At 71.9% G+C, this 23588-nt stretch carries 16 protein-coding genes; 13 read left to right on the forward strand and 3 right to left on the reverse strand.

What is annotated here, in order from left to right:
- Window positions 1–234: a hypothetical protein gene (locus ACZ6MZ_RS21640; protein WP_389946606.1), complete on the forward strand. Its 234-nt coding sequence runs from the start codon at window positions 1–3 to the stop codon at window positions 232–234.
- A 70-nt stretch (window positions 235–304) separates the two neighbouring features.
- On the opposite strand, the gene ACZ6MZ_RS21645 is transcribed toward ACZ6MZ_RS21640, so the two are convergent.
- Complete coding sequence (locus tag ACZ6MZ_RS21645) at window positions 305–3535, reverse strand: tetratricopeptide repeat protein (RefSeq protein WP_469353631.1); 3231 nt, start codon at window positions 3533–3535, stop codon at window positions 305–307.
- Window positions 3536–3759: 224 nt separating this feature from the next.
- Between ACZ6MZ_RS21645 and ACZ6MZ_RS21650 the strand changes: the two genes are divergently transcribed.
- On the forward strand, window positions 3760–5493 hold the full coding sequence (locus tag ACZ6MZ_RS21650; RefSeq protein ID WP_469353633.1) for a phosphodiester glycosidase family protein: 1734 nt from the start codon (window positions 3760–3762) through the stop codon (window positions 5491–5493).
- Between the two features lie 34 nt (window positions 5494–5527).
- Here ACZ6MZ_RS21650 and ACZ6MZ_RS21655 read toward each other — a convergent pair whose 3' ends face one another.
- Together ACZ6MZ_RS21655 and ACZ6MZ_RS21660 are read right to left on the reverse strand one after the other, a co-directional pair.
- Window positions 5528–6748, reverse strand: a complete 1221-nt coding sequence (locus ACZ6MZ_RS21655; protein ID WP_469353635.1) for an AAA family ATPase — start codon at window positions 6746–6748, stop codon at window positions 5528–5530.
- A 437-nt stretch (window positions 6749–7185) separates the two neighbouring features.
- A complete protein-coding gene (locus ACZ6MZ_RS21660; RefSeq protein ID WP_469353637.1) occupies window positions 7186–7752 on the reverse strand; it encodes a Uma2 family endonuclease in 567 nt (188 codons plus the stop codon).
- Window positions 7753–7951: 199 nt separating this feature from the next.
- Here ACZ6MZ_RS21660 and ACZ6MZ_RS21665 point away from each other — a divergent pair, with 199 nt between their 5' ends.
- The 11 genes from ACZ6MZ_RS21665 (at window position 7952) to ACZ6MZ_RS21715 (ending at window position 23513) form a co-directional block, all read left to right on the forward strand.
- A complete protein-coding gene (locus tag ACZ6MZ_RS21665) occupies window positions 7952–9982 on the forward strand; it encodes a thioredoxin domain-containing protein (protein WP_469353638.1) in 2031 nt (676 codons plus the stop codon).
- 202 nt (window positions 9983–10184) lie between these two features.
- Complete coding sequence (locus tag ACZ6MZ_RS21670) at window positions 10185–11441, forward strand: glycosyltransferase (RefSeq protein WP_469353640.1); 1257 nt, start codon at window positions 10185–10187, stop codon at window positions 11439–11441.
- Window positions 11438–13099: an ArnT family glycosyltransferase gene (locus ACZ6MZ_RS21675; protein WP_469353642.1), complete on the forward strand. Its 1662-nt coding sequence runs from the start codon at window positions 11438–11440 to the stop codon at window positions 13097–13099. Before ACZ6MZ_RS21670 ends, ACZ6MZ_RS21675 begins: the two co-directional genes overlap by 4 nt.
- Window positions 13096–14349, forward strand: a complete 1254-nt coding sequence (locus tag ACZ6MZ_RS21680; protein ID WP_469353644.1) for a glycosyltransferase — start codon at window positions 13096–13098, stop codon at window positions 14347–14349. The genes ACZ6MZ_RS21675 and ACZ6MZ_RS21680 overlap by 4 nt, the downstream gene beginning before the upstream one ends.
- A 122-nt stretch (window positions 14350–14471) precedes the next feature.
- The gene (locus ACZ6MZ_RS21685) at window positions 14472–16880 is read left to right on the forward strand and encodes a galactose oxidase-like domain-containing protein (RefSeq protein WP_469353750.1); all 2409 of its coding nucleotides are present in this window, start codon (window positions 14472–14474) and stop codon (window positions 16878–16880) included.
- A gap of 197 nt (window positions 16881–17077) precedes the next feature.
- Complete coding sequence (locus ACZ6MZ_RS21690; RefSeq protein ID WP_469353646.1) at window positions 17078–17821, forward strand: cupin domain-containing protein; 744 nt, start codon at window positions 17078–17080, stop codon at window positions 17819–17821.
- Window positions 17818–18843, forward strand: coding sequence for a hypothetical protein (locus ACZ6MZ_RS21695; protein WP_469353649.1), 1026 nt, complete (start codon window positions 17818–17820; stop codon window positions 18841–18843). The genes ACZ6MZ_RS21690 and ACZ6MZ_RS21695 overlap by 4 nt, the downstream gene beginning before the upstream one ends.
- Window positions 18840–19784, forward strand: a complete 945-nt coding sequence (locus ACZ6MZ_RS21700) for a hypothetical protein (RefSeq protein WP_469353650.1) — start codon at window positions 18840–18842, stop codon at window positions 19782–19784. The genes ACZ6MZ_RS21695 and ACZ6MZ_RS21700 overlap by 4 nt, the downstream gene beginning before the upstream one ends.
- Complete coding sequence (locus ACZ6MZ_RS21705) at window positions 19750–20271, forward strand: hypothetical protein (protein ID WP_469353652.1); 522 nt, start codon at window positions 19750–19752, stop codon at window positions 20269–20271. The genes ACZ6MZ_RS21700 and ACZ6MZ_RS21705 overlap by 35 nt, the downstream gene beginning before the upstream one ends.
- Window positions 20272–20328: 57 nt before the next feature.
- Window positions 20329–22089: an asparagine synthetase B family protein gene (locus ACZ6MZ_RS21710; RefSeq protein ID WP_469353654.1), complete on the forward strand. Its 1761-nt coding sequence runs from the start codon at window positions 20329–20331 to the stop codon at window positions 22087–22089.
- Complete coding sequence (locus ACZ6MZ_RS21715; RefSeq protein ID WP_469353655.1) at window positions 22089–23513, forward strand: aldehyde dehydrogenase family protein; 1425 nt, start codon at window positions 22089–22091, stop codon at window positions 23511–23513. Before ACZ6MZ_RS21710 ends, ACZ6MZ_RS21715 begins: the two co-directional genes overlap by 1 nt.
- Window positions 23514–23588 lie beyond the last annotated feature (75 nt).

Genomic DNA, 23588 nt, shown 5'->3' on the forward strand with positions numbered 1-23588 from the left:
ATGTATGCGACCCAGGCACTGACGCACGTGATTCCGCTCGCCAAGGAGCTCGACGAGAACAAGGTGACACCCGGACTTCTCGGGTTCGTCGTGTTCGCGGTGATGGCGGGCGGCGTGTGGCTGCTGATGAAGTCGATGAACCGCCACATGGGCAAGGTCGACTTCGAGGAGTCCCCCGCCTCGGAGAAGGTGTCCGCCGCTCCCGCGGCGGCCGCTGCTCCGCACGGCGAGTAGCGCGTCCCGCACCCCGCGTCCCGTACCCCGGCCGCCCCCTCGGGGCAGCCGGGATACCGGGCCCGGGCGGTCAGGAAGGCGTGGCCCCCACCGGGACGCCCATGACCTCGCGCGCGTGCCGGTTCGGGACCATGCCGAGCTGCCAGGCCTGCCAGCCGTCCTCCAGCGTGACGCCGCGGGCCAGCATGACCGCGAACGCTTCCACGCAGTCCTCCAGCTTGCCGTCGCGGGAGGCGTGGCGGGCGGCGGCGAGATCCGACAGCTCCTGTTCGGCCACCACCGAGCCCACCTCGATGCCGCCCGCCGAGGCGTACGGCAGCAGGGTGCAGCGCAGAAAGCGGGACCAGTCGGCGCCGCGCCGGTCGCCGTACGAGGCGAAGAGCGCCGTCGCCTCGTCGCACAGCGGCAGCGCCTGCGCCGGACGGCTGTTGCCCGCCTCGATGATCGCGAGCTCCAGACAGGTCCACGCCTCCCCGTGCGCCACCCCGATGCGGCGGAAGTCCGCGCGGGCGTCGACCAGCAGCTGCCGCGCGAAGCCCGAGTTGCGGAGATTGCCGGTCTGGGCGGCGCGCTGGTCGCGGGTGACCCGGCCCGAGTGGTGCCGGGCGCAGGCCAGACCGTACACATCGCGCATCCGCGAGAACATCGTGCGCGCCCGCTCCAGCTCCCGTACCGCCTGGTCGCGGTCGCCGCGCTCCTCCAGGGCCTGGCCCAGGTAGTAGAGCGTCCACGCCTCGCCGCGCGCGTCCTCGTTCTCCCGGTGGCGGGCGAGCGCCTCGCTGAGCTGGTCGACCGCCGGAGCCGGCTCGCCGTCCACCAGCCGCGCCCGCGCCAGCTGCGTCATCGCCCAGGCCTCACCGCGGCCGTCGCGGGTCCTGCCGTACAGATCGAGGGCCGCGCGCAGCTCTCCCTCCGCCCGTGGCACGTCGCCCATGCGCAGACACACCTGGCCCAGCTGGAAGTGCGTCCAGGCCTCGCCGTGCACGGACTCGCTCTCGCGGTGCAGCACCAGCGCCGTGGAGAGCAGCGTGTGCGCCTCGTCGAGATGGGCGCGGTCGCGCTCGACCGCGGCCAGCGCGTGCAGCGTCCAGGCCCGGTCCGCCGCCAGCTCCTGCGACGACTGGAGCTCGATCGCCTCGCGCAGCTTCGCCGACGCCTCGGTCAGATTGCCCTGGTGGTGCAGCGTGATGCCCAGCGAACACAGCGCGCGGGCCGCCCCCGCGTCGTGCTGCGCCTCCCGGTACAGGTCGACCACCGAGGTCAGGGTCGTACGCGCCTTGTCCAGCTCACCGAGCTGCCGGGCCGCGATGCCCGTACGCCACTGGACCGAGCGGACCAGCAGCCCCTGGCCCACCGCCTGCGTCAGATCGTTGATCTCGCCCAGCCGGTAGAGGTCCCCGCGCAGCAGGCAGTAGTCGCAGAGCGCGCCCAGCAGGTTCAGTACGGCCTGCTGGTCGACGCCCTCGGCATGGCGCAGCGCGGCCGTGATGAAGCTCGACTCGTCGTCCAGCCAGCGCAGCGCGGCGTCCAGCGAGGAGAAGCCGTGCGCGCCCGCCGCGCTCTTGAACAGATCCGCGCGGGTCGACGTCTTGCCGTCGACCAGCCGGATCACGGAGTCGGCCAGCTCGGCGTAGTTCTGGATCAGCCGCTCCTGCGCGGCCGTACGGTTCGCCGCCTCCTCCTCGTCCAGCAGCCGTGCCTGCGCGAACGTCCGCACGGCGTCGTGCAGCCGGTAGCGGCTCGCCCGCACATGGTCGATCAGCCCGGCCCGCGACAGCGTGGCGAGCAGCCGCCCCGCCTCCTGCTCGTCCGTCGCCAGCAGCGCCGCCGCCGCGGCCGCGCCCAGCGAGGCGCGACCGGCGAGCGCCAGCCGGCGCAGCAGCCGGCGGGCCTGGTCGCTCTGGTCGGTGTAGCGCAGCCACAGCACCCGCTCGACCGGGTCCACCGGGCCGTAGGAGGCGAGATCCGAGGCCAGCTGATGGGCCGTACGGGCGCCCAGTGAGGACCCCGCGACGCGCAGCGCGAGCGGCAGACCGCCGCACAACTCCCTTACCTCGTCTGCCGCCTGGGCGTCGTAGGGGCCCGCCGCCGACTCCGCGGCCGCCGCCCGCAGCAGCTCCTCGGCGCCCGCCCCGTCCAGCGCCTCCACCGGCAGCTGGTGCACCCACGCCGGGACATCGGCCGGCAGCTCCATGGGGCGCCGCGCCGTCACCAGCACCAGACTGTCCGACCGCTCGGGCACCAGCGTCCTGACCTGCTCGGGGTCGGACGCGTCGTCCAGGACGACCGTCACCGGAAGACCCGTCAGATGCTGGTGGTACAGCTCGCTCAGCCGCCGTACCTGCTGCTCGGGAGACGACCGCTCACGGAACAGCAACTGCTCGCGCGGCGCACCCAGCCGGTTCAGCAGATGCAGCAGCGCGTCCCGCGTCGACAGCGGCGGCTCACCCGCCCCGCCGCCGCGCAGATCGACGACGCACGCGCCGCGGAACTGGTCCTTGAGCTGGTGCGCGGCCCGTACGGCCAGCGTCGTACGCCCGGAGCCCGGGTCGCCGTACAGCACGACCACCGTCGGCTTCGTCTCCGTCGACGCGCGGGCCGCGTGCACCCACTGCGCGATCCGGGCCAGTTGCCCGCGACGGCCCACGAACGGCCCGGCCGGCTGCGGCAGATGACCGAAGGACTGCTCCAGCACACTGCGGCGGCGCGCGGCCGCGCTGCGGTCCCCGCCGCGCAACTGCGGGACGACGGAGGACTTCTTCGCGGTGTGCCGGGTCGCGGACGTCAGCACCCGCTGCTGGTCGAGGAACGGGCGGATGCCCCGTACCTCCAGCGCCGTCAGCCACTGCAGCCGCAGCTGCTCGGCGCCGCCCGGGCGGCCCGCGGCGCCCGCTCTGCGGTGCGCGGCCGGCCAGTGGGACGCGGTGACCTTGGCGACGGTGGTCGCGGCCCCGGCGACGGCGACGACCGCCCCGGCGCCGAGCGCGGTGCCCGGCGCCGTACCCAGCGCGACATCCGCGCCGATCGCCGCGACGGTGGCAACGGCCGTGACCAGGACGGGCGTTCCGAGGGACTGCTTGCTGAACCGCCCGGACAGCGGCTGCTGTTCCGCCTCCGCCGCGTCCAGCGCCTGTACGTAGGCGGCGTACTCCTCGCCCGCGCCGGCCGCCATGGCGTCCAGGGCGCTCCGGCCGCGCGCCAGCAGCGCGTTCCCTTCGGTCCGTCCGCCGGAGCGCCGTACCTCTTCCTCGACGGCGCGTACCAACAGCCTCTCCGCTTCGGCCCGGTGGCTTTCCCGCATGTGCGTCCCCCTCCGAGAGCTTCGGGTGAGGGGACATTGTCCTGCGTGCGGAGCGTGAACGCGAGGGAGCCCGCCGCGTGTACAGGACGGAGTGGACCCGCACGTCCGTTCCCGACGTCCTTCACCGGGCCTTCCGCGCGCCGTCCCCCGCCGTTACTGTTCCGGACCCCGGACGGGGCTGGACTGGCGTCCGCACCGTGGCCGACGCGACCCAAGGGGAGACCATGCACGACGAAGACGGCGGAGTGCCGCGCCGAGGTGGCCTGGCGCGCCGAGGCAGCCTGCCGCGTCGAGCCGGACTGCCGCGCCGAGCCGGCCTGGCCGGTCGCGGCATCCGGGTACGGATCGCGCTGGGTACGGCCGTGGTGCTCGCGGCCGTCAACCCCTGGACCGTCGCGGATGTGGCGCAGGCTGCCGCCCCGGTCTCCGCTTCCGCTTCCGGTTTCGGTTCGGCTTCCGGTTCGGCTTCTGGTTCCGATTCGGTGCGGTGGACGACGGAGCGTGTGGCCCCCGGCGTACAGGTGCGCACCGGCGTCATCCGGAACACGGGTGTCACGCCGGTCTGGACGGTCACCGTCCAGGCGCCCGCCGTCAACCGGCTGACGGGCGCCCCGACATGGGCCCCGCTCGCCGACCGGACCTGGGCCGACACCACCGCGCGGCAGCTGACCGACGCCGGTTTCCGGCCGCGCGTGGAGCGGGTGCCCTGGGAGGGCTACGCGGACACGCCGCGCGGCACCATGGGATGGCAGGTGCGGGTGGGCTCGTACGCCACCCAGGCCGAGGCGCAGAGCGCGAGCCAGGCGGTCACCGCGGGCGGGTTCCGGGTGGCGGTGGAGTGGACGGGCTACGACGGCCGGCAGGCCGCCGACCGGCAGAGCGTCCATGTGGCGGTCATCGACCCCGCTACCTTCCGCGGCACCGTCGAGTCCACCCACGACAGCAGTGTCGCGGACCGTGAGACGACCTCCGCGGTCGCCGCGAGGACCGGCTCCCTGGTCGCCGTCAACGGCGGCTTCTTCATCACCGCCGACGCCGACGGAGTGCAGGGCACGAACGCCGGTCTCGCCGCCTACGACGGCACGCTGGAGTCGATGGCCTCCGGTACTCGGGCCGCGCTGATCCTCGCGGACGGCGGGCGGCGCCCCCGTATCGCCGACCTGTCCACCACGGTCACCGCGCGGGCGGGATCGTCCAGCTACGCGGTACAGGGCATCAACCGGGTGCCCGGCAAGGTGCGCAACTGCGGCCGCCCCGGCGCCACCCCCACCGAGCAGCCTCGCCACGACCTCACCTGCTCCGAGCCCGACGACCTGGTGAAGTTCACCCCGAGGTTCCGCGCCGCCCTGCCCGAGGGAGCAGGCACCCAGGTCGTGCTCGACGCCACGCACCGCGTGGTCTCCGCCGGCCCCCGCGGCGGCACGGTCCCGGCCGGCGGCTCGGTACTCCAGGGCATCGGCGCCGCGGCCGACTGGCTATCGGCGCACAGCCGGAAGGGCGAGCGGATCTCCGTGCGCGAGGACATCCGCGACACCGCCGGCTGGCGGGTCGAGCTCGGCTCCCGCGACAGCATCGTCAGCGCCGCGCCGACCCTGGTGAAGAACGGCCGGGCCGACATCGACGCCACCGCCGAGGGGACGCTCGACCCCCTCGACCTCTCCTTCGGCTTCGCCTGGTCGAACGTACGCCAGCCCCGCACCATGGCCGGCATTGACCGGCGGGGACGCCTGCTCCTGGTCACGGTGGACGGGCGGCAGCCCGGCGTCAGCGAGGGATTCACCCTGGCCGAGGGCGCGACCTTCATGCGCTCCCTGGGAGCGGAACAGGCCCTTAACCTGGACGGCGGCGGCTCGAGCGCGATGGCGGTCGGCGGCAAACTCGTCAACATCACCTCGGACACCACGGGCGAACGCCCAGTGGGCGACACAATCCAGGTCCTCCCACCCCACCACAACTGACCCGCCCGACTTTTCGAAGGCGCCGCGGAGACACTCACCCGGGCCAGGCGGCGACGACGTCGCGAGGCCCCCACGCCAGGTCGACGCGATCGGTTCCCGTGATGCCCGTGGTACCGCTGAGGGTGGCGACGACCAGACCGCCGATGTCCGGGGCGAAGCCCGGCACCTGGGCCGCGCCCTGCTCCAGGGCGGCCAGATCGTGGTGGTCGAAGGGGCTGCCCAGCCATTTGACCGAGCCGGCGAAGAAGAGAGTCCGAGCCACCGGCGCGCGGTCGCCGCCGATCAGGTCGATCTCCGGGCTGAACCGGCGGTTCCACCAGCCCCCCACGACCTCGGTCTCCGGCCACGGGAAGTCGCCTGCGGCAGCGGCGAGTTCGAGCGATTCGCGGATCAACGGCTCGACGGCGCGGCCCCGCCAGGCCGCCCAGCGCCGCTGTACCAGGCGGAACGCCGCCTCGGGACGGCCACGCCGGGTCTGTTCCTGAGCGGACCGCAGGGCGGCGAGATACAGCCGAAGACTGCTGTCGGCCACCCGGTGGAGAGCGGGTCTCCCGGGCGTGGTGGACAGCGGGCTGTCCACCGCCAGCACCCGTTTCTCTTCCGTGAGCCGCCGCAGCAGCGGGGAGAGCACCCCGGACGGGAGAGCCCCGCTCTGGCTTCCGGCCGTAGCGGCGATATTGGCGTGCGTACGGTCCCCGCTGCCGATCGCCTCCAGCACCCGGCGGGACCGGTCGGGCGCCGGGAACTCGGCCATGAGCGCCGACTCCGGGACGCTGAACAGCGGGGACGCGGGATCGGCGCACTCCGCCTCGATGAAGTCGAGGGCCGGGGTGGCATGCGGCCAGGCACGCAGGATGCCGGGCAGGCCTCCGGAGACCAGGTGGGCGTCGATGGCGTCCGCGGCATCGAGCCCGAGGGCGCTCCCGGTCTCCGCCGGGTTGAGCGGGCCGAGTACGAGATTGTCGGCGCGGCCGTAGAAGGGGCGGTCGTACGCCGTGAGGCGCTCCATCATGTGCAGATCGCTGCCGAGCAGGATGAGCAGCACGGGCTGCCGCGACAGCAGCCGGTCCCACGCCGTCTGCAAAGCCCCGTCGAAGACCGGGTCCTGCTCCGCCAGCCAGGGCAGTTCGTCGAGAACGACGACCGTGGGCGAGTCCGGAAGCGCGGCCGAGAGCAGCCGGAAGGCGTCCGGCCAGTCCGTGGGAGGGTTCGCCGGGAGGAGCGCTTCCTTCCCCGGCAGCTGTGACTCGCGCAATTCGGTGTGGAACGCGTCGAGAGCTTCCAGGGGTGAGGCGCCCTTGGTGGCGCTGAAGAAGAGAAGGGGATCCGCGCGCGGTCGCAGAACTCCTGGACCAGCCGCGACTTGCCGACCTGCCGCCGTCCCCGGATGGCAAGGGCGATGCCAGAACCCGTGGCGACGGTCCGGTCCAGACGTTTACGCAACAGCGTGAGCTCAGCTGCGGCCCACGAATGGGGTGGCGGCCATGGAGGCTCTCCTTGGTAGATCCAATCTATGTAGATTCGTTCTACCTAAAATGTCCCCTGGACAGCGGGCCCAAGGCGATTCCCTGCTCGCAGAGCAGATCGCGGCTGGCTTAGGAGAGCCGGCCGCAGCGAAAAGCGCCTCCAGGTGCTCCCGGAATTTCCGCTTTCCCTTGTGCTCAGTCATGAGGGAATAATCGTCCAGCGCTGTCAGATGGCTCCCAGGTCGACGGTGACGGAGAAGGGCGCGGCAGCCTTGATCAGGCCGGTGAACATCTCTCCGTCCCTGTAGGCCTTGGTGGCGGGGTCGAGAACGTAGGTGTAGACGATCGGGACACCGGTGGCGGCCTGTTCGATCCGCCAGTAGAAGGGGATGCCGGCCTTGGCGTACTGGTCGACCTTCACGATCCGGTCGGTGGTCTCCGAGCCGGGCGACACGACCTCGACGACCAGGAGTACGTGTTCCGGGCGGGTGGGCGTGAGGTCGATGGTCTCCGCCCGGTAGACGACGACGTCCGGACGGCGGTTGGTGAGCGGAACGTCCTGAAGGCGGACGTCGAAGTCCGTGTCGGCGTTCCAGTCCGGGCCTGCGGCGGCGTCCAGGGCATTGGCCAGGATCCGGGCCAGCCGATTGTGCCGCTTGGACGCACTCGGACTCACGACGACCATCCCGTCCACGATCTCAATGCCGACACACTGCTCCTCGGACCAGGAGTCGTACTGTTCTGCGCTGATCTGCAAGTGCATCCATGCGGGTGCGACCATCTCGGCGGTCATGGCGTACCTCCTTCGAGGATGCTCGTCAGTTCCGGTGCCGCCCGGCTCAGCCTACTGTCCGGCGTGCCCGATTCGGGTGAGAGCGGAGGCCCCGTCTCTGCTCCAGTGCGCTGACAACCCGGTCGACCGGCGAGGGCGCATTCTCTGGTTGAGGCCTGATCTACCAGGCTGCTGGGCGTCGCATGAGAGGGTGATTACCGTGAACCGCTTGGGTGGCACGACCTCGCCTTATCTGCTTCAGCATGCCGAGAATCCGGTCGATTGGTGGCCCTGGGGGCCGGAGGCTTTTGAGGAAGCGAGGCGGCGTGATGTGCCCGTTCTGCTGTCGGTCGGCTACTCGGCGTGTCACTGGTGTCATGTCATGGCGGGCGAGAGCTTCGAGGACGAGGCGACTGCCGGCTATATGAACGAGCACTTCGTCAATATCAAGGTCGACCGCGAGGAGCGGCCGGATGTCGACGCCGTCTATATGGAGGCTGTGCAGGCCGCCACCGGGCAGGGTGGGTGGCCCATGACCGTGTTTCTGACGGCCGACGGCGAGCCCTTCTACTTCGGGACGTACTTCCCGCCCGCGCCCCGGCACGGCATGGCCTCCTTCCCGCAGGTTCTGGAAGGCGTGACCGCCGCGTGGACCGGGCGGCGCGAGGAGGTCGCGGAGGTTGCCGGGCGGATCGTACGGGAGCTGGCCGGGCGGTCGCTGGCGCACGGCGGGGGCGGGGTGCCCGGTGAGGAGGAGCTCGCGCAGGCGCTGCTGGGGCTGACCCGGGAGTACGACGCGCAGCGGGGCGGGTTCGGCGGGGCGCCGAAGTTCCCGTCGTCGATGGTGGTGGAGTTCCTGCTGCGTCATCACGCGCGTACCGGCGCCGAGGGTGCGCTCCAGATGGCCGCCGACACCTGCAAGGCGATGGCCCGCGGCGGGATCTACGACCAGCTCGGCGGCGGGTTCGCCCGCTACTCGGTGGACCGTGACTGGGTGGTGCCGCACTTCGAAAAAATGTTGTATGACAATGCCCTGCTGTGCCGGGTGTACGCGCATCTGTGGCGGGCCACCGGTTCCGATCTGGCGCGGCGGGTGGCGGTGGAGACCGCGGACTTCATGGTGCGGGAACTGCGCACGCCCGAGGGCGGGTTCGCCTCGGCGTTGGACGCGGACAGTGATGACGGCGGCGGGAAGCATGTCGAGGGCGCCTTCTACGTGTGGACGCCGGAGCAACTGCGGGCGGTGCTGGGGGAGTCGGACGCGGAGTTCGCCGCTCAGTACTTCGGGGTGACCGAGGAGGGCACGTTCGAGGAGGGTGCCTCGGTGCTGCAACTCCCGCAGGGCGGCGAGGTGGTGGATGCCGGGCGCGTCGAGTCGGTGCGGCAGCGGCTGCTCGCGGCGCGTGAGGAGCGGCCGCGGCCCGGGCGGGACGACAAGATCGTGGCCGCCTGGAACGGTCTCGCCATCGCCGCGCTGGCCGAGACCGGCGCGTACTTCGACCGGCCCGATCTGGTGGAGCGGGCCACGGAGGCCGCCGATCTGCTGGTGCGGGTGCACCTGGACGACGCGGCGCGGCTCGCCCGTACCTCGAAGGACGGCAGGGCCGGCGCCAACGCGGGTGTGCTGGAGGACTACGGCGATGTCGCGGAAGGATTCCTGGCGCTCGCGGGGGTCACCGGCGAGGGCGCGTGGCTGGAATTCGCCGGGTTCTTGCTGGACATTGTTCTCGACCGGTTCGTGGGGGAGGGCGGGGCGCTGTTCGACACCGCTGATGACGCCGAGCGGTTGATCCGCAGGCCGCAGGATCCGACGGACAATGCCACGCCGTCCGGCTGGACGGCCGCTGCCGGGGCGCTGCTCTCGTACGCCGCGTACACCGGCTCGGAGCGTCATCGCGGCGCCGCCGAAGGGGCGTTGGGAGTGGTGAAGGCCCTGGGGCCGCGGGCGCCGCGCTTCATCGGCTGGGGTCTGGCGGTCGCGGAGGCGCTGCTGGACGGGCCGCGTGAGGTCGCCGTCGTGGGGCCCGCGGGCGACGCGGGGACGGCTGAGCTGCACCGTACGGCGCTGCTGGGCACGGCCCCCGGCGCGGTGGTCGCGGCCGGTGCGGCGGGCAGCGACGAATTCCCGCTGCTGACGGATCGTCCGCTGGTCGACGGGCGGCCCGCCGCCTATGTCTGCCGGCAGTTCGTGTGTGCGGCGCCGACGACCGAAGTCGGCGTACTGAGGGGCGAGTTGGCTGTTTTCGAGTAGGGCGTGGCCGGTTTCTGACCGGTGGGGAATCGGACTGAAACGCAGCATTCACCCAATCGGCCCTACGGTCGTCACAGGTCCCCCTTATTGTCTTCACAAGAGGCACAACAGGTGCGCATGGGGGACCTGCGCGCAGGGGGATGACGGGTGAGCCGGCGGCCGGGGGGCCTGCCGTCGGTTCGCCCTGGCCGAGGGGGGCCTTGTGTTCACGTCCGTGTTCATCGCTGCCGTTTCACTGGCGCTTTTCTGGATGGCCGCGTTCACGCTCTGGTGGCAGATGCACGCCTGGCGTACACCCGAGACGCTGGCCGCCACCAGATTCGACCGGCCCGACGGCGGCCGGGAGAGATCGTTCTCCCTGCTTCTGCCCGCCCGGCACGAACAGGCGGTGCTGCGGCACACCGTCGAACGGCTGCTGGAGTCCAGCCACACCGACTTCGAGATCATCGTCATCGTCGGACACGACGACCCGGAGACGGCGGCGGTCGCCGAGCGGGCCGCGGCCCGTGATCCCGGCCGGGTCAGGGTCGTCGTCGACACGCACGAGGCGAAGAACAAACCCAAGGCGCTCAACACCGCGCTGCCGTACTGCACGGGCGAGGTCGTCGGGGTCTTCGACGCCGAGGACCAGGTCCATCCCGAGCTGCTGACCCATGTGGATCACGCCTTCCGCTCCACCGGCGCCGATGTCGTCCAGGGCGGCGTCCAGCTGATCAACTTCCACACCAGCTGGTACAGCCTGCGCAACTGCCTGGAGTACTTCTTCTGGTTCCGCAGCCGGCTCCATCTGCACGCCCAGAAGGGCTTCATACCGCTCGGCGGCAACACCGTCTTCGTACGGACCGATGTCCTGCGCGAGGCCGGCGGCTGGGACCAGGACTGCCTGGCCGAGGACTGCGATCTGGGCGTACGGCTCTCCAGCACCGGCAAGAAGGTCGTCGTCGCCTACGACTCCGACATGGTGACCCGCGAGGAGACCCCGGGCTCACTGATGTCCCTGCTCAAACAGCGCACCCGCTGGAACCAGGGCTTCCTTCAGGTCTACCGCAAGAAGGACTGGCGCCAACTGCCCACGCGCGGACAGCGGATGCTCGCCCGCTACACCCTGATGACGCCGTTCCTGCAAGCGTTCACCGGCCTGATCATCCCGCTGAACGTGGGCATCGCGCTCTTCCTCGACGTACCGGTGACGATCGCGTTCGTGACGTTCCTGCCGCTGGTCACCGCCATGGTCACCTTCGTCTTCGAGATCGTCGGGCTCCATGACTTCGGCAGGCAGTACGGACTGCGGGTCCGGCTCGCGCACTACCTCAAGCTCATCGTCGGCGGCCCCTTCTATCAGGTGCTTCTCGCCGGCGCGGCGATCCGTGCCGTCTGGCGTGAGCAGCGGGGACGCAGCGACTGGGAGCTGACCAGTCATGTCGGCGCGCATCTCATCCGAGAGGACGTCCACGCGTGACCTCCACTCTCCCCGCGGTGACGACGGAGTTCGAACCGGCCGTCACCGCGCGGCCCGGTCATGCTCGGGCCGGCCGGGTTCCCAGCGGCAGACATCTCACGGTCCGGCCGGTGGTGCGATTCCGGAGCTCACGCGCCGATCTGGTGCTGTGCGGGGTGCTCCTCGTCGCGATCCTGCTGGTCCAGGGCTGGAACATCCAGCACTATCCGACGCTCAGCGACGACGAGGGCACCTATCTCGCGCAGGCCTGGGCGGTGCGGGAAGGCAAGGGCCTCGCCCACTACACGTACTGGTACGACCATCCGCCGCTCGGCTGGATGCAGATCGCCTTTCTGACCTGGCTGCCGTCGCTCTTCTCGCCCGAGTCGATGACCGTCGCCCCGATGCGGTTCTCGATGCTGCTGGTCAGCGCGGCCAGCGCGGTGCTCCTCTACGTACTGGCCCGGCGGCTCTGGCTGCCGCGCTGGGCGGCCGGCCTGGCCATGGTCCTCTTCGGGCTCTCCCCGCTGTCCGTGGTGCTCCAGCGGGAGATCTTCCTCGACAACATCGCCGTGATGTGGCTGCTGCTCGCGTTCTGCCTGGCGGCCTCGCCCAGCCGTCATCTCTGGCACCACTTCGCGGCCGGACTCGCGGCCGCCGTCGGGGTGCTGACCAAGGAGACCATGCTGGTCGTGCTGCCCGCGCTGCTGGTGACGATGTGGCGGTTCGGCCATCGGGACACCCGTAAATTCGCGCTCACCGGCGCGATCACCGCCTGCGTGCTGACCGGGCTCTTCTATCCGCTGTTCGCCCTGCTCAAGGGCGAGTTGCTGCCGGGCGCCGGACATGTGTCGCTCTGGGACGGGATCACGTACCAGATGGGCCGTCCCGGCTCCGGCTTCGTACTCGACCCCGGCAGCGGTTCGTACGGCGTCCTCCAGTCCTGGCTGTACTACGACCGGGTGCTGCTGCTGGGGGGTATCGCCGGGGCCGCCTTGCTGATGGTGACCTTCCGCTGGTCGGTCACCGCGCGGGCGCTGGCGGGCCCGGCGCTGGCCGTACTGATCCTCACCGCCGTCGCCCTGCGCCCGTCCGGCTATCTGCCCGCGATGTATGTCATCCAGGGGCTGCCGTTCCTGGCGCTGGTGCTGGCGGGCGGCGCGGCGAGCGTCACCCACGCCGTACTGCGCAGACGGCGCGGCCCCCAGGAGGGGCGGACGCTGACCACCGTGCGCTGGACGGTCCTGGTGGCGCTGGCCGCCACCGCGGCCGTGTATGTGGCGCCGCGGTGGTACGACGGCAACCGCACCGCGCTGACCGCCGACGCCAACGCGCCCTACCGGGCGGCTGCTTCCTGGATGGCGAAGGAGGTGCCGGAGCCGTCCCGGGCCCGGGTGCTCGTCGACGACGCGCTCTGGCTGGACCTGGTGCACTCCGGGTATGAACCGGGTCTGGGCGCGATCTGGTTCTACAAGGCCGACCTCGACCCGGCCGTGACGGAGACGATGCCGGGCGGCTGGCGCGACCTGGACTATGTGGTCGCCTCCCCGACCGTACGGCGCGACGCGCGCGATCTGCCCACGGTGCGGGACGCGCTCAACCATTCGACCGCCGTCGCCGTCTTCGGCGAGGGTGCGGACCGGATCGAGATCCGGCAGATCGTGGGAGGCGAACGATGAGCATTCTTCCCCCCATCGGTGCCGGGGAGCTCGGCGATCCGGACCTCGAAGCGACCGCGGTGGCCGAGCCGGGAGCCGTCACCGTCATCATCCCGACCTTCAACGAGTCGGGGAACGTACGGGAGTTGCTCCGGCAGCTGACCGACGCCGTACCGGCCAGGCTGCCCTGCGAGGTGCTCTTCGTCGACGACTCGACGGACGACACCCCCGAGGTGATCGCCGCCGCCGCGCAGGACTGCCCGTTCCCGGTCGGTGTGATCCACCGGGACACCCCGGACGGCGGCCTCGGCGGGGCCGTCGTCGAGGGGCTCAAGGCCGCCGGATCCGACTGGATCGTCGTCATGGACGCCGACCTCCAGCATCCGCCCGCACTCGTCCCCGACCTGGTCGCGGCCGGTGAGCGGGAATCCGCGGACCTCGTCGTGGCCAGCCGCTACCTCGCCGGCGGAAGCAGAGCCGGGCTGGCCGGCGGCTACCGCGTCGCGGTCTCGCGCGCCGCGACCTGGCTGACCAAGGGCATCTTCCCGGGGAGGCTGCGCGGGATCAGCGACCCGATGAGCGGGTTCTTCGCGATCCGGCGCTCCGCGGTCACCTCGGAGGCGCTGCGTCCGCTCGGCTACAAGATCCTGCTGGAGCTGACGGTGCGCTGCCGGCCCGAGTCGCCGGCCGAGGTGCCGTTCGTCTTCCGCGACCGGTTCGCGGGCGAGTCCAAGTCGACGGCGCGGGAAGGGCTGCGGTTCCTGCGCCATCTGGTGGAGCTGCGCACGGCCGCGCCGCTCGCCCGGATGATCGCCTTCGGACTGATCGGGCTCACCGGCTTCGTACCGAATCTGCTCGCGCTGTACGGACTGACGGCGGCGGGTCTGCACTATCTGCCGGCCGAGGTGCTGGCCAACCAGTTCGGCGTGGGATGGAACTTCCTGCTGATCGAGGTGCTGCTCTTCCGCAGCCGGCGGGCGCACCGGCACTGGGCGGACCGGGTGGGCCGGTTCGCGCTGCTCGCCAACGCCGATCTGCTGCTGCGTATCCCGCTGATCGCGCTGTTCGTCTCCCAGTTCGGCATGGGGGTGCTGACAGCGACCGGGTGCGCGCTGCTGGCGACGTTCGTGCTGCGCTTCGTGGGGACGGAAGCGCTGGTCTATCTGCCGAAGCGGGGCCGTGAGCCCGGCCGGACGCGTGCCGGGGTGCGGCCGGGGAGCTCGGAGACGGGCGACCGTGGTGACCGTGTCGAGAAGGAGGTCAGCCGGTGAGACGCTTCCGTACGTCACCTTTCCGTACGTCACCTTTCCGTACGTCACCCTTCCGTACGTCACCCTTCCGCGCCGCGCCTGCTCGGCGCCGGCGCCGTACCGCGCTGCTCGCCGTCGCCGCGCTGACCGGCGGGCTGCTGCTCAGCGCGCAGCAGCCCGCCGTGGCCGGGGCGAACCTCGTCAAGAACCCCGGCTTCGAGACGGCGGGCACCGACGGGATGCCGTACTGCTGGGAGCGGTCCGGCTGGGGCGACAACGACTTCACCTTCGCCACCGTCGCCGACGCCCACTCCGGCGCCAAGGCGCTCAAGGTCGAGCTGACCCGCAGGACCGAGGGCGACCGCAAGGCGCTGATCACGGAGTCCGCGGCGTGCGCGCCCGGGGTGGTGGCCGAGCGGCAGTACGACCTGTCGCTCTGGTACAGATCGACGACTCCGGACGCGGCGATCACGCTCTTCCGGCATGACACCACGACGGGCTGGCAGTACTGGACCGACCTCAAAACCCTTGACCTGAGCGCCGGTTACCAGCGGGCCGAGGTCCGCACCCCGGTCGTCCCGCCCGGCACCGACCGGATCAGCTGGGGCGTTTCGGTGTACGGCACGGGCAGTGTGACCACCGACGACTACGGCATGGAGGAGGTCGCCCCGCCGCCCGTCGAGCCCGAGTGCACCGGGACCACCGAGGAGTGCGCCGACGGAAAGTGGGAGGTCCTGCCGACGGAGAATCCCGTGCGCTCGATGCACTCGGTGGTGCTCCACAACGGCAAGGTGCTGCTGATCGCCGGCTCCGGCAACGACCCGGAGATGTTCGAGGCCGGTACGTTCACCTCCGCGGTGTACGACCCCGAGGACGGTTCGTACCGTACGATCCCCACCCCCGACGACATGTTCTGCTCCGGCCATGTCCAGCTGTCCGACGGCCGGGTGCTGGTGATGAGCGGCAACAAGGGCTATCCGTCGGCGGACGGCACCCTCGGCTACCAGGGCTACAAGGACTCGTACCTCTTCGACCCCGCCACCGAGACGTACAGCAGGACCAATGACATGAACGACGGCCATTGGTACCCGTCGGCCACGATCATGGGCAATGGCGATGTGATGTCCTTCGGCGGGCTGCGCGAGGACTCCACCGGCTCGGTGACCGCCGACCGCTGGTCGGCCGCGCAGAACAGGTGGCTGCCCGCCTGGCAGGTCAACCAGACCTGGTCGTACTGGGGTCTGTATCCCGCGATGATCCTCTTGCAGGACGGCCGGCTGTTCTACACGGGCAGCCATTCCTTCGGCAACGGCACCCCGGGAACGGGGTCCTCGGTCTACGACTACGACGCCAACACGATCACCGACGTGCCGGGGCTGCGGAACAAGGACGAGCGCGACCAGTCGGCGAGCGTGCTGCTGCCGCCCGCGCAGGACCAGCGGGTGCTGACCATGGGCGGCGGCAACATCGACTCCAACCCGGAGGCGAACCGGCTCACCGACCTCATCGATCTCAAGGAGCCCAACCCCCGCTACACGCCGGGCCCGCCGCTGCCGCAGGGCACGGTCGACCTCGGCAACGGCCCGCAGCCGCAGACCGGGGCGCAGGGCAAGATGTACGGCTCGGCGGTGCTGCTGCCCGACGGCAAGGTGCTGGAGACCGGGGGCGGGCTGCACAACCGTGCCAACACCGTCTACGAGTCCTCGCTGTTCGACCCGCTGACGGACACGTTCGACCCGGTGGCGGTGGACCCCGAGGCGCGCGGTTACCACTCCTCGGCGTTCCTGCTGCCGGACGGCCGGGTGATGACGACGGGCGACAATCCGGGCAACGGCTCCTGGAACCACAAGGTGTCGCTCTACACCCCGCCGTATCTGCTCAAGGGGCCACGGCCGGAGATCACGTCGCTGTCCGGCAACCAGTGGCAGTACGGCGACACCCAGCGGATCACGGTCGACCGGCCCATCGCCAAGGCGGAGCTGATCCGGCCGGCCGCGGTGACCCACTCCTCCGACCCCAACCAGCGGTTCGTGGACCTGCCGCTCTCGGTCGACGGGAACACCGTCGATCTCAATGTGACGAGCAATCCCAACCTGGCGCCGCCCGGCTGGTACATGCTGTTCGCGGTCGACGCCAACGGCGTTCCCTCGGTGGCGCGGTGGGTGCACCTCGGCGGCCCAGCGGCGCTCGCCGGGCAGGCTGGAGAGTCGGGGCAGTCGGCGCAGTCGGGGCAGCCGGGGGAGTCGGCGCATGTCCATGACTTCGCCGGGGACCTGGCGAAGTCCCCGAGGAAGCCGCGCACGGAGCGGACGTCGGAGCCGGTGGGCCCGCAGGTCGCGGGCTGTGACCGGCACTACGGCCCGGCGGGCGTCTGCGTCCCCACGGTCTTCCCCGCGACGGTGAGGGCGACGACGAAGGCCCGCTGTGCGTGGCTCGCGGCGAACGACTACGGACGGCTGAAGCTCAACGGCAAGGACGATCCCCTCCGGCTCGACCCGGACCGGGACGGCACGGCCTGCGGGAAGGGCGACCTGAAGCGGGCCAGGGGCTGAGCGCCCCGACCGGACAGGAGTTGGTGTCCACGGCGGCCGCGGCGGCCACGGTGTCCACGACCGCCGCGGCTGACGCGGCGGTCGTGGACACCCGCACTTCATCGCGATGCCGGGTGCCGGTCATTTCTTCCGCTCCGGGTGTTCCCGGTCACCGCTCTACGATGCGATCGTGGTCGACAGCGCGATGGGGGGCGTTGATGTCCGACATGAATTCCGGCTCCGGTTCCGGCCGGCCCGGGCTGCGGGGTATGGAGCGGCTTTCGCGGGAGCTGCCGTACGGGGTGGAGCTCTTCCATCTCCGGCCCGAGGGCAGCGTGCTGTTCGCCGACCGCGACGGGGCGCGCGAGCTCGGCCCGCGGGAGGAGTTCCTCCGCTTCATCGACGAGGGGCAGTTCGCCCACTACCTCGTCGGTGACGCGCGGACCTCGCCCGAACGGCCGTCCAACGCCACCTTCAAGCTCGGGGTGGTGGGTCCGCGCAGCGCGTTCACCCCGCACGCGCACGGCGGCGAGCACATCGTGCTCAGCCTCGGCCACGCCGCCTGCGGTCTCTACGACGCCCCGCGCGGCCGGGTCACCGAGATCAGGCTCTTTCCCGGGGCGATGATCCGCATCCCCGAGATGATGCCCCACTCCTTCGCCAATCGCGGGGCGAAGCCGCTGAACATCCTCGCCGCCAACACCGGCTTCGGTATCGATCACGAGGACTACGCCATCACAGCCGAGGAGGCCGAGCGCCGCGCCACGCATGATGCCGGGGCCGACGGCCGCGGCGCTCTCGGCACCGTCGACCGCGTCGCCACCGACTACGGGCTGCTCGCCGCCGCGCTGCGCGACATCGAGCGGATCCAGCGCGTCAGGGGCGTCGGCGCCACCTCCGTGAAGGAGCGCCTCGCCGCCGGTCTGCGCCGCGCCGCGGCCGCACTGGAGGGCCCCCGATGATCTGTCCCCACTGCCAGCGGAACCTGCTCCTCAAGGAGCGGCCCGGCCGTGTCTGCTCCAAGTGCGGGCGGCGGTACGCCCTGGATCCCAAGACCAACTCACTGCGGCTCAGCGACGCACGGATCAAGCGGCTCGTCGAGAAGCTCACCGACGGCGGACAGCTGACGATCTCCGTCAACCAGCTCTGGGCCGCCGCGGCACGCACGACACAGCAGGCCGGGAAGTCGATCGCGGGGGGCATCGGCTGCACGGTGCTCGGGGTGCCGGTGGCCGTCGCCCTGATCGCCGCCGGAGTCTCCATCGGTGGGGCGGCCGTCGTGCTCGTCGTCCTCGGCGCCCTGCTCCTCGTGTTCGTCGTCGGCGCCGTGGTCTCGACCGTGAGCGACCGGCGCGCGCTGAACGAGAGCACGCTGAGTACCTTCCGCACCAGCCTGCTGACCGACTGGAAGCAGATCTACGGTTCGCTGCCGCCCGGGGTCATCGAGCACTACACCGCCCCGGCCGTCCAGCAGCCGGAGGGTGCGCATGTCGCGCTGCTGTGCCACGACAAGTCCATCGCCGCCTTCCTGATCGCCAACGAGATCCCGCAGCGGTACGGAGTCGCCGTCGCCACCGAGATCCAGCAGCTCCCGGACGCGGTGCCCGTCATCGTCCTGCACGACGCGAGCCCGGCCGGCTGCCAGCTGCCGCTGCGGACCCGCGCGGCGCTGCCGGGCCGGAGAGTCGTCGACGCGGGGCTGCCGCCGCGCGCCGTGATGAACGCGAAGGGCGCGGTGGCGGTACGCCGTCCCAAGCCCGCGCCGGACCTCATCGGGCGGCTGCGCGACAGCGGCACGCTGACCGAGGCCGAACTCTCCTGGCTGGCCAAGGGCTGGACCGTCCTCCTCATCGCCGTGCCGCCCGTCAGGCTCATCGCCGTCGTCGTCAGGGCCGTCGAACGCGTCGGTGCCACGACCGACCCCGACCGGCGCAGGGCCGAGGCCGTCGGCTTTCTCACCTGGCCCGGCGAGAGTGGCCGATGACCGCGCGCACGACCGCCGGCCTCGGCGACCGTCTCCTCGGCCGCGCCCTCAGTATCGCCGTGGCCCGCGCGGGCGCGCCGGGCCGGATCCGGTTCACCGAGCGGCAGCTGTACTACGAGCTGTGCCGCGTCCTGCGCCCGCCGCACGCCGTGCCGCGCGCGGTTCCGCTCACGCCGGCCCCGCCCGTACGGTACGAGCGCTTCGCGGAGGCGCTGGGCCGGAAGGGGGAGGTGCCGGGGCTGCTGACGCCCGTTCCCGCCGGTACCGCGGGTGCGCGGCGCGAGTCCCGGGCGCCTCAGGAGCCCGATCTCTACGACTACGGGCTGCCCCGGCTGCTCGTCTGCCAGAGCCGCTCCGTGGCCCGGATGCTCCTCGCGAACGATGTGCATCTGGAGGCCGCCTGCCCGGTGTTCGCCTCCGACGACCTGCCGCTCGACCCCCGGCTGGTGGCCGGGCTCGGCAGCGTCGAGGGCGCCACCGTGCACGTCCTGCACGACGCGAGCGTGGCCGGGATCGCCCTCACCGCGCGGGTGCGCGCCGACGTCCTAGGTGTCCCCGGCGTCCCCAGTGGCCCCGGTGGCTCCGGTGTACGGGTCGCCTCGATGGGTCTCGTACCCCGGCACGCCGCCGCGCTGCACCTGATCTCGGTGCGCGGCCCGGCACCGGAGGCCGGCCGGGACACCCTGCCGTCCGCGCTCGAACCGCGCGAGCTGGAATGGCTCGCGGGAGGGCGTTTCGCCGAGGTGGAATCCGTCCCCCCGGCGCGTCTGCTGCGCACCGTCCTGCGCCTGGTGCGCGGACCGAGGACACCCGGCCATTCCCGGTGGACCGGGCTCCGCGATCTGCGTACGGCGGGATTCATGACATGGCCGACGAACCAACCAGGCGACAGAAGGACACGAGGCGATGAACCGGCCACGGTCGATCCCGTACCGAGATGAACTGCTCGCCGACGGCAGCGTGCACCGCAGGTACGAGGACGGGCACGAGGAGTGGCGGCGGCGTGAGGGCGGCACCCGGGTGCACTGGCAGGACAACCGGGGCGCTTCCGGCACCGACGAAGCGCTCGGCCGGCGGATCATCAAGCGCCTGCACGCGGACGGCACCGCGACGTACGGCCGGGACATCGGCTACGGACGTACGCTCTGGGGCCAAGGCGAGACGGTGCTCGTCAACAGGACGTCGTTCGGCGGCCGCATGGGCGTGCTGCTGGGCGGACTCGGCCTGGTGACCCTCGCCGTCACGGCCGCCCAGTACCCGCCGGTCAGCCTCAGCCCCGAGGAAGAGGAGGAGCTGCGGCAGCAGGCGGCCCAGAGCTCCTCCTCCGGTGGTGACGGGGGCGGCGGGGACAGCGGCGGTGACTGGGACTCCGGTGACGGCTGGAACTCCGACGACGGCGGCGGCTGGAGCGACGACGACTTCGGGTGAGCCGCGAGGAGTGAGCCGTACGGCGTACGACTGTTGATCGGCAGGAGGAGGGTGACCATGGCGCGGTTCAGCGCCTGCCTGGCGGCGGACCCCGAGCGGGCCAGGGACCAACTGGCCGCTACGGGCGCCTCCGTACGCCCCGACGGCGCCGCGCTGGCGCTGATCGAGGACGAACCGGGCCATGCCACCGGGCCGTTCACCGCGTACGGACGCACCGCCGTCGGCGAGGTCACCCTGCACAACCGGCCCGAACTGCTCGCCGCGCTCGCCGGGGCCGGCGCCCCCACCCCGCCCGACTGCCCGGACGGCGAACTGCTGCTGCGCTGCTGGGCGCGGCTCGGCCCGGCCGGGATCCGCGCGGCGGAGGGCATGTTCGCGCTCGCCGTACGGGAAAACGACGAACTCGTCCTGATCCGCGACCATATGGGCGCCCGCACCCTCTTCTACGCGCGCGCCGAGGACTGCTGGGCCGCGTCGACCTCGCTCCGCGCCCTGCGCCGCTGGCCCGCGCTCGGGACAGGTCTGGAACTGGCCGCCGTACGCTCCTTCCTCACGTTCGCCTACCTCCCCGGCGAGGAGACGCTGCTGCGCGGAGTGCGTGAAGTGCTCCCCGGGCGCTGTCTGCGGCTCTCGGTGGACGGAGCCGTGGCGGAGGAGCACTACTGGGAGCCGGAGGAGCGGATCGAGGACGACGGAGCGCCGCCCGAGACCTACGCCCTGCGCCTGCGCGGGCTGCTGGAGGAGGCGACGGCGCGGCGGCTGCCGGCGGCCGAGGCGGTGGGCGTCCTGCTCTCCGGCGGCGTCGACAGCTCGCTGGTGACCGCCCTCGCCGCCAAGCTGCACGCGCATCCCGTGCACACGTACTCGATCAGCTTCGGCGAGGAACTCCCCAACGAACTGGGCTACTCGGGTCTCGTCGCCACGCACTGCCACACCCGGCACCGGGTGCTCACCGTGTCGGGCGCCGCCGTCGCCGCGCGCCTCGCGGAGGCGGCCGCGCTGCTCGACAGCCCTGTGGGCGATCCGCTGACCGTGCCCAATCTGATGCTCGCCGAGGCCGTGGCGGGCGACGGGCTGCGCGTCGTGCTCAACGGGGAGGGCGGCGACCCGGTGTTCGGCGGGCCGAAGAACCTGCCCATGCTCGTCCAGGAGATGCACCGCGACGACGTGGCCGGCGGGGACGCCGACGACGCGCGCGAGACCGCGTATCTGCGCTCGTACCGCAAGTGCTTCACCGATCTGCCCGACCTGCTCACCGCCGAGGCGCTGGACGCCCTCGCCACCGCGCCGCGCCCGCAGCGGTTCGTCACCCCGTATCTGCGGCCCGGGGCCAGGGACGGCCGGATGGACCATCTCCTCAACCAGCTGCTGCACTGCAATCTGCGGACCAAGGGCGCCCACCACATCCTCACCAAGGTCGAACGGCTCACCGCCTCCCGGTCCATCCAGGGCCGCTCCCCGCTGTTCGACCGCCGGGTGGTGGACCACGCCTTCGCCACACCGCCACGGTGGAAGCTGAACGGCGCCGTGGAGAAGTGGGTGCTGAAGGAAGCCGTACGGGACCTGCTGCCCGGCACGGTCGTGGACCGGCCGAAGAGCGGGATGCGCGTACCGGTGCAGCAGTGGCTCGGCGGGCCGCTGCGCGAGCTGGCGGGCGATCTCCTGCTGGGCCGGGAGGCACGCGCCCGTGGGCTCTTCCGGCAGGACACCGTGCGCTCGTGGATGCGCGGCGAGGGAGCGCTGCTGCCCAGGCAGGGCGGCAAACTGTGGCTCGTGCTCACCTTGGAACTGTGGCTGCGCGCCTACGACATCAGCTGATGGAGGCCCCGTTGGACACCTCGCAGAACCCCTCTCCCGCGATGCCGTCGGACCGGCCGACGGGCACCGCCCCGCTCATCGACCCCCGTACGGGCCGGGTGCGCGGCAGCGCCGCCGTCGCCCGGGAGCGGGAGATCAGCGCCGTGGTGGGGGCGAGCCGCCGGGCCTTCCCCGGCTGGCGGGCCCTGACACCGAGGGAGCGGTCCCGGCGGCTCGACCGCCTCGCCGCTCTGATCGAGGAGCACGCCGCCGCGTACGCCGCCCTGGAGCGGGCGGGCACGGGCAAGCCGGCGGACGAGGCGGCCGGTGAGGTGGAGCAGGCGGCGGACCTGTTCCGCTTCTACGCCTGGGCGGCGCGCACCCAGTCGGCTCCCGCCGCGGGAAGCTTCGTCGCGGGCCATGAGAGCTGGGTGCGCTGGGAGCCGATCGGTGTCGTCGGGGTCGTCGTCCCCTGGAACTACCCGCTGATGATGGCCACATGGCGCTGCGCGCCCGCCCTCGCCGCCGGGAACACGGTCGTGGCGAAACCGGCGGAGACGACCCCCGACTCGCTGCTGCTGTTCGCCGACCACGCGCGGGAGGCGCTGGGCGAGGACGTCGTACGGACGCTCCCCGGCGACCGGGAGACCGGGCGTCTGCTGGTGGCGAGCGAGGTGGACATGGTCGCCTTCACCGGAAGCGCGGCGGCCGGAGCCGATGTGGCGGCCCGCGCGGGCACGAAGCGCGTCAGCCTGGAACTGGGCGGCAACAGCCCGGTCATTGTCCTGGCGGACGCGCCCGAGGACACCTGGACCGAGCTCGCGCGAGCGGCCACGTACAACGCGGGGCAGAGCTGCGCCGTCCCCGCGCGGGTGATCACGCTCCGCGAGAACTACGACTCCGCCGTGGCCCTGCTCACCGACGCGATGCGCGAGCGCCGGGCGGGCCGGGACTTCGGCCCGCTCAACAACGCCGACCAGGCGGCGCGGTACGACCGGATCGTGGCCGCCTCTGCGGCGATGGTGACGGCGACGGCCGAGATGACCCTCGGCGAGGGCGAGGAGGGCGGCTTCTGGCGCCCCGCGTGTGTGCTCGCGGATCTGCCGGACGACGATCCGGCGGTGGTGGGGGAGGTGTTCGGCCCGCTGCTGACGGTGCAGGCGGCGGAGAGCGTCGAGGACGCCGTGGCCCTGGCGAACGGGGTGCCGCAGGCGCTGGCCGCGAGTGTGTGGACGCGGGACGTGGCGGCGGGACTCGACCTCGCCGGGCGGCTGAACGCGGGCGAGGCCTGGCTCAACTGCCATCTGGTCCAGACGGCGGAGCTTCCGCACGGCGGCCGGGGCTCCTCGGGCCATGGCACGGACCTCAGCACGCTGGCGCTGCACGAGTATCAGCGCCCGAAGACGATCACCGCGCGCGTACGGCTCGCGCCCCGGTTCCGGTGACGCGGGGGCTGAACCGGCGCCTCCTCGGACCGTGCGGCCTCGGAGCGTAATGCCTCGGTCCGCACTGCCTCGGAC

This window comes from Streptomyces sp. NPDC042201 (assembly GCF_055582185.1).